The sequence below is a fragment of the Pseudomonas sp. GWSMS-1 genome, from assembly GCF_049847425.1.
Lineage (GTDB): Bacteria > Pseudomonadota > Gammaproteobacteria > Pseudomonadales > Pseudomonadaceae > Aquipseudomonas.
In genome coordinates, this window is sequence record NZ_JBMHHV010000005.1 from 3185304 (window position 1) to 3198505 (window position 13202).

General features: G+C 60.8%; 7 protein-coding genes. 4 read left to right on the plus strand and 3 right to left on the minus strand.

Annotation, left to right across the window (positions count from 1 at the left end):
- Window positions 1-45: 45 nt before the first annotated feature.
- On the minus strand, window positions 46-1713 hold the full coding sequence (ettA, locus tag ACEPAJ_RS18680) for an energy-dependent translational throttle protein EttA (RefSeq protein WP_274087290.1): 1668 nt from the start codon (window positions 1711-1713) through the stop codon (window positions 46-48).
- A gap of 362 nt (window positions 1714-2075) precedes the next feature.
- On the opposite strand from ettA, the gene ACEPAJ_RS18685 reads away from it, so the two are divergent.
- The 4 genes from ACEPAJ_RS18685 to ACEPAJ_RS18700 all read left to right on the plus strand — a co-directional run bounded on the left by ACEPAJ_RS18685 (window position 2076) and on the right by ACEPAJ_RS18700 (window position 11419).
- A complete protein-coding gene (locus ACEPAJ_RS18685) occupies window positions 2076-6251 on the plus strand; it encodes a sensor domain-containing protein (RefSeq protein ID WP_425918099.1) in 4176 nt (1391 codons plus the stop codon).
- Between the two features lie 124 nt (window positions 6252-6375).
- On the plus strand, window positions 6376-7632 hold the full coding sequence (gene glyA, locus ACEPAJ_RS18690) for a serine hydroxymethyltransferase (RefSeq protein ID WP_425916915.1): 1257 nt from the start codon (window positions 6376-6378) through the stop codon (window positions 7630-7632).
- A gap of 364 nt (window positions 7633-7996) precedes the next feature.
- Window positions 7997-9766 carry a M10 family metallopeptidase C-terminal domain-containing protein gene (locus ACEPAJ_RS18695; RefSeq protein ID WP_425918101.1) on the plus strand — a complete coding sequence of 590 codons (1770 nt, stop codon included), beginning with the start codon at window positions 7997-7999 and terminating at the stop codon, window positions 9764-9766.
- Between the two features lie 18 nt (window positions 9767-9784).
- Window positions 9785-11419 carry a calcium-binding protein gene (locus tag ACEPAJ_RS18700; RefSeq protein ID WP_425918103.1) on the plus strand — a complete coding sequence of 545 codons (1635 nt, stop codon included), beginning with the start codon at window positions 9785-9787 and terminating at the stop codon, window positions 11417-11419.
- Between the two features lie 405 nt (window positions 11420-11824).
- On the opposite strand, the gene ACEPAJ_RS18705 is transcribed toward ACEPAJ_RS18700, so the two are convergent.
- A complete protein-coding gene (locus ACEPAJ_RS18705) occupies window positions 11825-11968 on the minus strand; it encodes a DUF2474 domain-containing protein (RefSeq protein ID WP_425916917.1) in 144 nt (47 codons plus the stop codon).
- Between the two features lie 224 nt (window positions 11969-12192).
- Window positions 12193-13200, minus strand: coding sequence for a cytochrome d ubiquinol oxidase subunit II (gene cydB / locus ACEPAJ_RS18710; RefSeq protein WP_425916919.1), 1008 nt, complete (start codon window positions 13198-13200; stop codon window positions 12193-12195).
- Between the last annotated feature and the right edge of the window lie 2 nt (window positions 13201-13202).

Consider the following 13202-nt stretch of genomic DNA (forward strand, 5'->3'; position numbering starts at 1 on the left):
AACAAAAACGGAGCCTTGCGGCTCCGTTTCTATTTTCAGCCTGGCTTACTGCGCCAGCTTCTTGTAACGCACGCGGTGCGGCTGCGCGGCAGCATCACCCAGGCGTTTCTTACGGTCGGCTTCGTACTCGGTGTAGTTACCTTCGAAGAACTCGATGTGCGAGTCATCTTCGTACGCCAGGATGTGGGTCGCCACGCGATCGAGGAACCAGCGATCGTGAGAGATCACGATGGCAGCGCCTGGGAAGTCGAGCAGCGCCTCTTCTAGCGAACGCAGGGTTTCCACGTCGAGGTCGTTGGACGGTTCGTCGAGCAGCAGTACGTTGGCGCCCTCTTTCAGGGTCAACGCCAGGTGCAGACGACCGCGCTCACCACCGGAGAGGTCCTTGACGAACTTCTGCTGGTCGCCGCCCTTGAAGTTGAAGCGCCCTACATAGGTACGCGACGGCACTTCATAGTTACCGATCTTGATCATGTCGGCACCATCGGAAACGGCCTCCCACACGCTCTTGCTACCGTCGAGGTCGTCGCGGCTCTGGTCGACACAGGCCATTTGCACGGTTTCACCGATCTCGATGCTGCCCGAGTCCGGCTGTTCCTTGCCCATCAGCATGCGGAACAGGGTCGACTTACCGGCGCCGTTACCGCCGATCACGCCGACGATGGCGCCCTTGGGCATGCTGAACGACAGGTTGTCGATCAGCATACGGTCGCCATAGCCCTTACTGACGTTGACGAAGTCGATGACCTTGTCGCCCAGACGCGGGCCGACCGGGATGTAGATTTCGTTGGTTTCGCTGCGCTTCTGGAATTCCTGCGACTGCATTTCCTCGAAGCGCTGCAAGCGTGCCTTGGACTTCGACTGACGAGCCTTGGCGCCTTTGCGCACCCACTCCAGCTCTTCCTTCATGGCTTTTTCGTGAGCCGACTGCTGCTTGGACTCTTGCGCCAGACGGTTCGACTTGGCTTCCAACCAACCGGAATAGTTGCCCTCGTACGGAATACCGGCGCCGCGGTCGAGTTCGAGAATCCAGCCCGCGACGTTATCCAGGAAGTAACGGTCGTGGGTAATCGCCACCACGGTACCCGGGAAGTCGTGGAGGAAGTGCTCCAACCAGGCCACCGAATCGGCGTCCAGGTGGTTGGTTGGTTCGTCGAGCAGCAGCATGTCTGGGGCCGACAGCAGCAGGCGGCACAGGGCTACGCGGCGCTTCTCACCACCAGAGAGCACAGCCACCTTGGCGTCCCAAGCCGGCAGACGCAGGGCGTCGGCGGCCACTTCCAGCTGACGCTCCAGGTTGTGGCCATCGCTGGTTTGCAGAATGGCTTCCAGCTTGGCCTGCTCGGCGGCCAGCTTGTCGAAGTCGGCATCCGGCTCGGCGTAAGCAGCGTAAACCTGATCCAGACGCGCCTGGGCGTCCTTGATCTGGCTGACGGCCTCTTCCACCACTTCACGCACGGTCTTACTCGGGTCGAGCTGCGGTTCCTGCGGCAGGTAACCGATATTCAGCTCGGGCATCGGCCGCGCTTCGCCATTGAACTCGGTATCGACGCCGGCCATGATTTTCAGCAGGGTGGATTTACCCGAACCGTTGAGGCCGAGTACGCCGATCTTCGCGCCAGGGAAGAACGACAGGGAGATGTTCTTGAGGATTTCCCGCTTCGGCGGCACTACTTTGCCGAGCCGATGCATGGTGTAAACGTATTGAGCCATGATGACCTTGATTTTGGAATGAAACGAAAGAGAGTCGCCAACTAATGCGTGCAGCGTGAAACTGCACGGCGGGGACGCAGCCGCCAGGCGACGCCAACGCACTGAACGTAATAATAGTCGCGCGCGCGTAGGGCAAAGCTACCGGAATGCGCGATGCAGGGCAAACCACGCTCGTCGGCGGCGCTGGCACTTCGCCACAGTTATGGCATGCTAGCCGCCCCGTATTGGCCGGCCAAACTACGCCCAGCCAGGGACTCGCCCATCGCCACCCAGCCTTCAGGATGCAACGCGTTGCCGACAGTTACGCCCCTACCACAGCGCACTCCCCCGGCGCGGCACCGGTCAAGGTGATGCGCGGCACGATGCGTGGCGCATTGGTGGTGTTGGTATTGAGCATGCTGGTGCTGTTGATCTGGCAGCTGCGCCAGGAGTCCCGCCAGCTGCTGGACAACCAGCGCCAGCTGACGCTGGCCTACAGCGGCCAACTGGCCAACCACATCGGCCTGAACATGGACCTCAAGGCCCGTGCGAGCCAGGCCCTGCTGCATCAGCATGCTCTGCCCCCAAGCAACCCTGATGAGTGGGAAGACTTGCTGCACACCCTGCATGGGGTCTTCCCGTCGTTACGCAGCCTGGTCTGGCTGAATAACCAAGGTCAGATCATCGCCGACAGTCATGCCCCCAGCGAAGATGCGCTCTACATCAATGAACTGCTGCAACGTGGCCGCGACGAAGGGTTTTTCTATACCTTCAGCGCTAACGACAATGGGCGCATCTACCTGCTCATTCGGCATAAGCCCGACAGCCCCGCGAGCGGCTTCTGGGTGCTGCGCCTAACCAACCAGGCACTCAGCAGCTGGCTGCATGAACATCATCAAGACTCTCACCGGTGGCTACTTGAAGACCGCACTGCGCAGCGCGTGATTGTCAGCAGCGACAAGCAGATATCTGATAAATCCTGGATTGCACCACCCGTAACGGCGGAAAACCTGAGCCAGAGCATTCTCGAAACGTCGCTCAAGGGCAGTGATTGGCAGCTGCGCGCGCTGTTCAATGAACGCAAAGTGCGCGCCCAGCAACTGCCGCAACAGACCAGCAAGCTGCTGCTGTTCATCCTCTGCGCCACCTTGACCCTGCTGGCGCTGTATCGCTTGCTGCATGAGCAACGCACACTGCACGCACTCAACACCGCTTCGCGACGCTCGCTGCAACAAGCCGCCAGCGTGCTGGGTGCCATCGAGGAGCGAGTGTTGGTCACCGACACTCATGGCCAGCTGCAATACCTCAACCCACAAGCCGAAGCCATGTTCGGCCTGAGCAACAGCCAGGCGCGCGAGTGGCACCTGCTCAAACTGCTGCCACGCCTTGACCCCCTGCTGTTGCATGACACCGGGCTGCACAACGACCTTGGCCCTGACCTGGTGGAAATCCAGCAAAACGGCACGCCCCATCTGTATGACATCAGCCGCAGCGACCTCAGCGAAGACAATCGGCGCACCGGGTTTGTCTGGGTCCTGCGCGATGTCACCGAAGAGCAACACGCCTCCCACGTGCTGCGGGAAACCCGGCGGCGCTACCAGGACATCTTTGACGGCACCGGCACGGCTTTGTGCGTGCTTGACCTCAGCGAACTGCATCACTTCCTGCACACCCAGCAGTTGCTGGACATCACAGTGTTAGAGCGCTGGTTAGAAAGCGACCCACTGCATCATGCCGAGCTCACGCAGCGCATGCGCCTGACCGAGACCAACCAGGTGGCGCTGCAGCTGCTGGGCGTCAATTCCAGCACGCAGGCTTGGGAACACTTGTTCAGCAGCGGGCAACTGCGCCCGGACGGCTTCCGCCTGCAGCTGCTCAAGACCCTGCTCAGCGGCGGCGGGCAGCTGGAAATGGAGCGCCAGATCGTCACTGCGCAAGGTCATGAACGCCATCTGTGGCTATTGCTGCGCCTACCGGCCAGCAGCGACGACCTGCAGGCCGTGACCCTGAGCATCAGCGACATCACCAACCGCAAGCGCATCGAAACCTCACTGCTCGAACGTGAGCGTTTCTGGTCCGATGTGGTCAGCGCGGTGCCCGATACCATTTATGTGCACGACATCACCGCCAAACGGGTGATGTACAGCAACAACCACTTGGGCCCGCAACTTGGTTACAGCAAGGCGGAGATGCATCAGCTCGGCGAACGCCTGTGGGAAAAGCTCTTGCACCCCGACGATGTCGAGCTTTACCAACGCATGCGCAATATCCAGCAGGTCCTGGGCAAGGGCATGCTGATGCAATTCGAGCTGCGCTGGCGCCACCGCGATGGCAACTGGCACTGGTTTGATATTCGCGAACAAGCCCTGGCGCGCGATGACAAAGGCCGGGTCAGCCGACTGATCGGCGTGGCTAAGGACATCACCGAACAAATCACCCGCAGCGAATCCCTAAGATCCAGCGAACAGCGCTACCGCTTGCTCGCGGAAAGTATCAGCGACGTGATTTTCTCCACCGACAACCGCCTACAGCTCAACTACGTCAGCCCTTCGGTAAAACCCGTGCTCGGTTATGACAGCGAATGGGCCCTGGCCAACGGCTTCCATAGCCTGGCTACCAATCCGCGCCAGCTCAGCGGCTTCTACGCACTGCTTGAGCGTGTGCGCAACGCCCTCGGTGACCCACAGCGAATGGCCGAACTGCGCAGCCATTTTGTCCCGCAGCTGTTCGTTTTTGATGCCCTGCGCGCCGACGGCCGAAAAATTCCCGTGGAGCTGCGCCTGGTGCCCATGTGGGATGACAGTGGTCGCTTCGAAGGGTTGCTTGGCGTCGGCCGCGACATCAGCCTTCAGCGCCGCGCGGAGAAAGACCTGCGCATGGCCGCCACGGTATTCGAACACTCCACTGCGGCGATTCTGGTCACCGACCCGGCGGGCTATATCGTTCAGGTCAACCATGCCTTCAGCCGGGTCAGCGGCTACAGCTCCGAGCAAATCCTCGACCAGCTGCCGAGCAGACTCACCGCCGACACCCAACAAGCCAGCCACCTGGGTTTTGTGATCAAGCAGCTCAACCAACAGGGCAGCTGGGAAGGTGAGGTATGGCTCAAGCGCAAAAACGGCGAAAAATTCCCAGCCTGGGTTGGCATTACCGCGGTTAAAGACGATGAAGGCGACCTGGTCAGCTACGTGTGCTTCTTCAGCGACATCAGCGAGCGCAAAGCCAGCGAGCAGCGCATCCACCGCCTGGCTTACTACGACGCCCTGACTCAGTTGCCCAACCGCACACTGTTCCAGGATCGCCTGCACAGTGCCCTGCAGCATGGTGAACGGCACCAGGAGTGGGTGGTGCTGATGTTCCTCGATCTCGACCGCTTCAAGCCGATCAACGACTCCCTCGGCCACGCCGCGGGCGACCGCATGCTCAAGGAAGTCGCCATGCGCTTGTGCGCCTGTGTCGACAGCGACGACACCGTGGCGCGCATGGGTGGCGATGAGTTCACCTTATTGCTGCAGTCCGAGGTGCGGCGCGAGGTCGCGCTGACCCGAGCGATTCATGTCGGCGAGCAGATTCTCGCCAGCCTCGCGCAGCCGTTTATCCTCGAAGGCCGCGAATTCTTCGTCACCGCCAGTATCGGCATCGCCTTGAGCCCGCTGGATGGCAACGAGCTGAGCCAACTGATGAAGAATGCCGACACGGCGATGTACCACGCCAAGGAGCGCGGCAAAAACAACTTCCAGTTCTACCAGGCCGACATGAACGCCAGCGCCTTGCAACGCCTGGAACTGGAAAGCGACCTGCGCCATGCCCTCGAACAGGGTCAATTCAAGCTGTATTACCAACCGCAATTCTCCGGCGACGGCAAGCGCCTGACCGGCGCCGAAGCGCTGCTGCGCTGGCAGCATCCGCAGCGCGGTCTGGTTCCACCCGATGATTTTATTCCGGTGCTCGAAGAACTGGGATTGGTGGTACAGGTCGGCGACTGGGTACTGCGCGAGTCCTGCCGCCAACTGGCCGAATGGCGGCAGGCAAACATTCGCGTACCGAAGATCTCGGTCAACCTGTCCGCGCGTCAATTTGCCGAAGGCGACCTGCACCAACGCATTGCGCAGATCCTTGAGCAGAGCGCCATTCCGGCCACCTGCCTGGAGTTGGAGCTGACCGAAAGCATCCTCATGGAAGACGTGGCCAACGCCATGCAAACCCTTAGCAGCCTGAAGAAATTGGGCGTACTTATCGCCATCGATGATTTCGGCACTGGCTACAGCTCGCTGAACTACCTCAAGCAATTCCCCATCGACGTGCTGAAAATCGATCGCAGCTTTGTCGACGGCCTGCCCCACGGCGAACAAGACGGCCAGATTGCCCGCGCCATCATCGCCATGGCCCACAGTCTGAACCTCACAGTGATCGCCGAAGGGGTGGAAACCCTGGCCCAGCTAGACTTCCTGCGCGGCCATGATTGCGACGAAGTACAAGGCTTCCTGCTCGGCCGGCCGATGCCAGCGCACCAGTTCACCGCGTTGTTTACCGGTACGGCGCTGTTTATGCTGGGCTGACGACCTGGCTGCATGAGCCCCGCTTGTCCGCCAGATGACCACGCTTCATATGCCTGTTTATGACGGATGGGGTAGAATTCGCCCCCTCTTTCTACCGCCCAGCTGATTTTCTCAGGGGAATGCCATGTTCAGCCGTGATTTGACTATCGCCCGTTATGACGCCGAATTGTTTGCCGCGATGGAGCAAGAAGCCCAGCGCCAGGAACATCACATCGAGCTGATCGCCTCGGAAAACTACACCAGCCCAGCGGTGATGGAAGCCCAAGGCTCGGTACTGACCAACAAGTACGCCGAAGGCTATCCGGGCAAGCGTTACTACGGCGGTTGCGAATACGTCGACATCGTCGAGCAACTGGCCATCGACCGCGCCAAAGAACTGTTCGGTGCTGACTACGCCAACGTCCAGCCGCACTCCGGCAGCCAGGCCAACAGCGCGGTCTACCTGGCCCTGCTGAACGCCGGCGATACAGTGCTGGGCATGAGCCTGGCCCACGGTGGTCACCTGACCCACGGCGCCAGCGTCAGCTTCTCCGGCAAGGTGTACAACGCCGTGCAGTACGGTATCGATACCGTTACTGGCCTGATCGACTACGACGAAGTCGAGCGCCTGGCCGTTGAGCACCAGCCGAAGATGATCATCGCCGGTTTCAGCGCTTACTCGCAGGTTCTCGACTTCCCACGCTTCCGCGCCATCGCGGACAAAGTCGGTGCCTACCTGTTCGTCGACATGGCTCACGTGGCCGGTTTGGTTGCTGCTGGCGTGTACCCGAACCCAGTACCGTTTGCTGACGTGGTCACCACCACCACCCACAAAACCCTTCGCGGCCCGCGCGGCGGCCTGATCCTGGCCCGTGCCAACGAAGCGCTGGAGAAGAAATTCAACTCCGCCGTATTCCCAGGCGGCCAAGGTGGCCCACTGGAGCACGTGATCGCCGGTAAAGCGGTGTGCTTCAAAGAAGCCCTGCAGCCTGAGTTCAAAACTTACCAGCAGCAAGTGATCAAAAACGCCCAGGCCATGGCCAGCGTGTTTATTGAGAAGGGCTTCGACGTCATCTCCGGCGGCACTGAGAACCACCTGTTCCTGCTCAGCCTGATCAAGCAAGACATCACCGGTAAAGATGCCGACGCCGCCCTGGGCCGCGCCTTTATCACTGTGAACAAGAACAGCGTACCGAACGACCCACGTTCGCCGTTCGTCACCTCCGGTCTGCGTATTGGCACCCCAGCGGTGACCACTCGCGGCTTCAAGGAAGACGAGTGCCGCGCACTGGCCGGCTGGATCTGCGAAATCCTCGCCAACTTGGGCGACGAAGCCGTTGAAGCGCGCATCCGCGAGCAAGTTAAAGCGGTCTGCGCTAAGTTCCCGGTTTACGGCAACTAAGTGAGCAGCTCCGGCGACGACAGCACCTGCCGCCTGCCTAAGTAAAAAACGTTACCGCCCGTCGGTAATAAAATGCCCGCATTGAGAGATGCGGGCATTTTTTATGCGTCCAAAAACCCGAGGTGCAATGCCTTGAGTGCCTGTTTGCAAGGCTGCCAGCCGCCCAGTGAGTGACGCCAGTTTTTTGCTGAACGCCCCACATCATTGACGCCCTACCCTTGACGCCGAGCGCGTTAAACGGCGCAGCACGCGCCCTCGAAAGCGCTGTCACAGCGAAAGCAGCGGGCTCTCGAAGCCACGCGCGTCCGTTGTTTAGCTTAAGGCGCCGCTCACAGCAGCCGGCGAAGGAGATCGCATGTTTTCCGTGGCGAATGGCACTAACGACCCATTGCTGGTGCTAGAAGGCAGCGACGGCAACGACACGCTCATCGGCACAGAGGTTGATGAACTGTTGCGCGGTCTGGCTGGCGATGACCGGCTGACTGGCGGTGCCGGCAACGATGTACTGGAGGGCGGACTGGGGCGCGACACCCTGACCGGCGGCGACGGCGCCGATACGTTCCGCTTCAGCACCCTACTGGACAGCTACCGCACCAGCAGCACCCTGGCCACCGACCTGATCACCGACTTCGACGGCTCGCTCGATCGCCTCGACCTCAGCGCCCTTGGTTTCAACGCCTTGGGTAATGGTTACAACGGCACCCTGCTGCTCAGTTACAGCAGCAGCAGTGACCGCACCTACCTGAAATCCTTCGAGTCCGATGCCGGCGGCAATCGTTTCGAGCTGGCCGTGCAGGGCAATCAGCTGACGGCACTGAATCCAACCAATATCCTCTTCACCGCCAACGCCACGCCCAACACCCCCACACTCGTCAACGAGCCCTTGCTGGATCAAAGCGCCAGTGAAAATAGCGCATTCAGCTATGTGATTGCCGCGTCCAGCTTCACCGACGCCGATGGCGACAACCTGGCTTATAACGCCAGCCTGAGCGATGGCGCAGCGCTACCCACCTGGCTGGCATTCAATGCCACGACCCTTACCTTTAATGGCATGCCCGAGCCGGGCGCGGCCGGCAATTATGAGATCACGGTGAGTGCCAGCGACGGACGTGGCAGCACAGCAACAGACAGCTTCCTGCTTAGCGTCGGCGATGCGCCAGCAGGTGACTTGAGCCTGTGGGGCAGCGCAGGCAATGACCGCCTGCAAGGGACCGCGGCGAATGAAACCCTGCAGGGCCTGGGCGGCGATGACACCCTACTCGGTGATGCCGGGAACGACATCCTGATCGGCGGCGGCGGACGCGACACCCTAACCGGCGGGGCGGGCATAGACACCTTCCGGTTCAGCGCAGTAACGGACAGTTACCGCAACGCCAGCCTGCACCACGACAGCATCACCGACTTCGATGCCACACTCGATCGCATCGACCTCAGCGGGATTGGCTTTACCGCCCTGGGCAATGGGTACGACGGCACCCTGTTACTCAGCTACAGCAGCGCCAGCGACCGTACCTACTTGAAATCTCTGGTCGGCGACGCCGACGGCAACCGTTTTGAGCTGGCGATTCAGGGCAATCATCTGAACAGTTTCAACGCCAGCAACCTATTTTTCGAGACCCCTGCGCCACCACCGCCTGATACCCCGCCACCGCCACCACCGCCTCCGCCAGTGGGCACTGCAGACAACGACACACTGACCGGCACCGACGCCGATGAGGTGCTGCTCGGCTATGCCGGCGCCGACAAGATCTATGGCGCAGGGGGCAACGATGTACTCGACGGCGGTGCAGGTAAAGACACCCTGACCGGTGGTGAAGGCAATGATATTTTTCGCTTCAGCGAGCGCCTCGACAGTTTCCGCAACTACGGCCCCGCCAACATTAGCGCCGCCGACACCATCACCGATTTCACCCTCGGCGAGGACAAGATCGACGTTTCAGCCCTGGGCTTCACTGGGCTGGGCAATGGTTACGACAACACCCTGCAAGTGACCCTCAATGACACCGCGACCAAGACCTCGCTGAAGTCCCGCGAGCCAGACGCCGACGGTAATAGCTTTGAAATCGCCATCACCGGCAACCACGTCGATAGCCTGAGTGCAGCAGACTTTATCTTTGCCGCGCCCACGCCGTAGAACACTCTCTTTGTGCCCATGCTCGGTCAATCCAACGCCCGCATCCTGCGCATGTTCTCCGGTGACCAGGAGTCCGGCGTCACGGAAATGGTCAGCCAACTCAAGAGCTATACCGACTTTGACAAGGTGGCGAGCCTGTTCTTCGACCAGAACGGTAACCCGATAGACATCGCTGTCGGCGGCAGTACCGTCACGGGCCGCTCGACCGCTACCGCCGCGGAAAAAGCCAAGTCCTGGTGGTACACCGACACCGACCAGCCGGGCGAAGCCTTGTTGCAGGCCGTGGCCAACCTGCGCAACCAGCTGGCAGAGCTACAAGCCAAGGGCAGCGTGACGCTGGCCATGGTCTGGGGCCAGGGCGAAGACAATGCCGACGGCTATGCCAATGCCAGTGACCCACAGGCTGAAATCGAGTTGTACAAGAGCAACACGCTCAAAGTATTCGACTACCTGAAAGCCCAGCTGGACGCACCGGACGCAGTGTTCTACCTGATGATGACCGGCAACTATCAGCAGGAGGCGGCCGATTTGCGCGGCTACAGCGAAGCGAAAATTGCCGGAATAGTGGCCGGCATCGAGGCCGTCCGCCAAGCCCAGCTGGAATTGGCCGACAGCCGCAGCGACGTCAAGATTGCCGTGGACTACAGCGACCTGCCGCTGCGCTATGACATCGATCCATTAACCTACTACTACGATGTGTGGCACATGCCGGGCGATGCCGGTGAAATCATCGGCCAGCGCCTGGCCGACTTTATCGCCAACGACCTCGGTTTCCAGAGCACTGCCGCCGATAACAATGACCCCAGTACGCTCTCCTTCTACCCCGCCAACCATATCCTGGGCAGCGACCAGGATGATGTACTGATAGGCAGCAGCAATGCCGACACCCTCGACGGCGGGCTGGGCGATGACCACATGGAGGGCGGTGAAGGGAGCGATGTGTATCTCGTCGACAGTCTCGGCGACAGCGTGCTCGAAACAGGCAGCGGGGCCGAAGATTACGACACCGTAGTGTCATCACTGAGCTGGGTCCTCGGCGACAACCTGGAGCACCTGCTGCTGATCGGCGACCAGGCGCTCAATGGCACAGGCAACAGCCTCGATAACATCATCAGCGGTAATGCGGCGGACAATGTGCTGGATGGCGCGGGCGGAGCGGACGTGCTGATCGGCGGCCAAGGATCGGACACCTACTGGGTCGACAACAGCGCCGACATCGTGGTCGAAGGGGCCAACGCCGGCTTTGATCGCGTCTTCAGCACCGCCACCAGCTACACCCTGTCCAGTAACGTCGAAGACCTCTACCTGATGGCCGCGGGCAACGCCAATGGCACGGGTAATGCGCAGGACAACACCCTGTTCGCCAGCAACGGCGATAACCTGCTGAACGGCGGGCTGGGCAACGACACGCTGTCCTACGCCTATGCCACAGGCGGGGTGACCGTGCGTTTGAGCACCACAAAAGCACAGGACACCGGCGGCTCCGGTTTCGACTCCCTGCGCAATCTGGAAAACCTTATCGGCAGCGACTACGACGACAACCTGACCGGCAATAGCGGCAACAATAGCCTGCGCGGCGGCGCCGGCAACGATGTACTCAACGGCGGTGATGGTGACGACGTGCTGGAGGGGGGCGCCGGGCCGACCAATTAAACGGCGGCGCCGGGGCCGATCGCTATGTCTTCTCCTCCCTGAATGACCTCGGCCTGAACGAACTGGCCGATCTGATCTACGGCTTCAATGGCGACGAAGGCGACCGAATCGACTTCTCCGCCCTAGATAGCAACCCGCTGACCGCAGCCCACGACGCCTTCAGCTTCATCGGTAGCGCCGCCTTTAGCGACATCGATGCCACCGGCCAACTGCGCTTTGCCGACGGCGTGCTATACGGCAGCAGCGACGCCGGCAATACCGCGGAGTTCATGATCCAACTGCTCGGTGGGGCGACCCTCACGCAGAACGATCTATTTACCTAGCCCGCCCGAGCGTTATGCGCGGCAGAGGCTAAGCCGCGCGTGTGTGAGCCGGCGCTAAGCACATTAGCGCCGGCCAACGGCGTTACGGCGTCCCCATCCCCGCCGCCTGCATAAACAAACGCAGCAAATAAGACACCGCGCCTAAAGCCAGCACGCTGCCAGCCCAGATCGCTACCAGCCAGCCGAGGCGCTGCCACAGCGGCTTTTTCTCATCTATGTGGTTCATTTTGCGCCCTCATTACTGACCTGAGGTCTCGCGAGCTAGAGTCCTGCAAGGCGCTACGTTAGTAACAGCCTCCGGCTGGTCAAAGCAGGCGAGAGCTTTTGCACATGAGCATTACTCGTTTCACTCGCCCTGCGGGCCGCGCTGAAGCGCGTTAGCCGCAAGCGGCTTTCCGAGACTGTTTTTAACGCCGCAGGGCCGACGCGCAGCAGACCGAGCATATGGTCTCAGTGATAGCCATCTTCTTCCGTCACCTTGCCGCGGAACACGTAGTAGCTCCAGGCGGTGTACATCAGGATAAACGGGATGATGAACAGCGCCCCGACCAGAATGAAACCCTGGCTCTGCGGCGGCGCGGCGGCCTCCCAGATACTGATCGACGGCGGGATGATATTCGGCCACAGGCTAATGCCCAGGCCGCTGTAACCGAGGAAAATCAGCGTCAAGGTCAGCAGAAACGGCGCGTAGTTGGCGTTGCGCGCCACCGCACGCAGCAGCGCCCAGGTGCACAGCAACACCAGCAGCGGCACCGGCATAAACCAGAAGATATTCGGCAAGCTGAACCAGCGCTCGGCGATGTCGGCGTGGGCCAGCGGCGTCCACAGGCTGACAATGCCGGTGACGCCCAGCAGGACGAATACCAACGGCCGCGCCATGTTGTGCATCTGCTCCTGCAAGCGCCCCTCAGTCTTCATGATCAGCCAGGTACAGCCGAGCAAGGCGTAGGCCGCAATCAGCGCCAGGCCGCAGAACAGCGAGAACGGCGTAAGCCAGTCCAGCGCGCCACCGGCATAGGCCCGATCAACCACCTCGAAGCCGTCGATATACGCCCCCAGCGCCACCCCCTGAAAGAAGGTCGCGGCCAGCGAGCCACCGATAAATGCCTTGTCCCAGAGATGCCGCTTGGCCGCCTTAGCCTTGAAACGGAACTCAAACGCCACGCCACGGAAGATCAGCCCCAGCAGCATAAAAATCAGCGGCAGGTAGAGCGCGTTGAGCACCACGGCATAGGCCAGCGGAAACGCGCCGAACAACGCCGCACCGCCGAGCACCAGCCAGGTTTCGTTACCGTCCCAGACCGGCGCCACCGTGTTCATCATCACATCGCGTTCGCCTTCACTTTTGACAAAGGGAAAGAGAATGCCGATGCCTAAATCGAAACCGTCCATGACCACATACATCATCACCCCGAAGGCAATGATCACGGCCCAGATCAGCGAGAGATCAATACCCATGT

Excerpts from the sequence above, each read along its gene's own strand:
- glyA (WP_425916915.1), top strand. The coding sequence starts at position 6,376 with ATGTTCAGCCGTGATTTGACTATCGCCCGTTATGACGCCGAATTGTTT.
- ettA (WP_274087290.1), bottom strand. The coding sequence starts at position 1,713 with ATGGCTCAATACGTTTACACCATGCATCGGCTCGGCAAAGTAGTGCCG.
- ACEPAJ_RS18705 (WP_425916917.1), bottom strand. The coding sequence starts at position 11,968 with ATGAACCACATAGATGAGAAAAAGCCGCTGTGGCAGCGCCTCGGCTGG.
- ACEPAJ_RS18700 (WP_425918103.1), top strand. The coding sequence starts at position 9,785 with ATGCTCGGTCAATCCAACGCCCGCATCCTGCGCATGTTCTCCGGTGAC.
- cydB (WP_425916919.1), bottom strand. The coding sequence starts at position 13,200 with ATGGGTATTGATCTCTCGCTGATCTGGGCCGTGATCATTGCCTTCGGG.
- ACEPAJ_RS18685 (WP_425918099.1), top strand. The coding sequence starts at position 2,076 with ATGCGTGGCGCATTGGTGGTGTTGGTATTGAGCATGCTGGTGCTGTTG.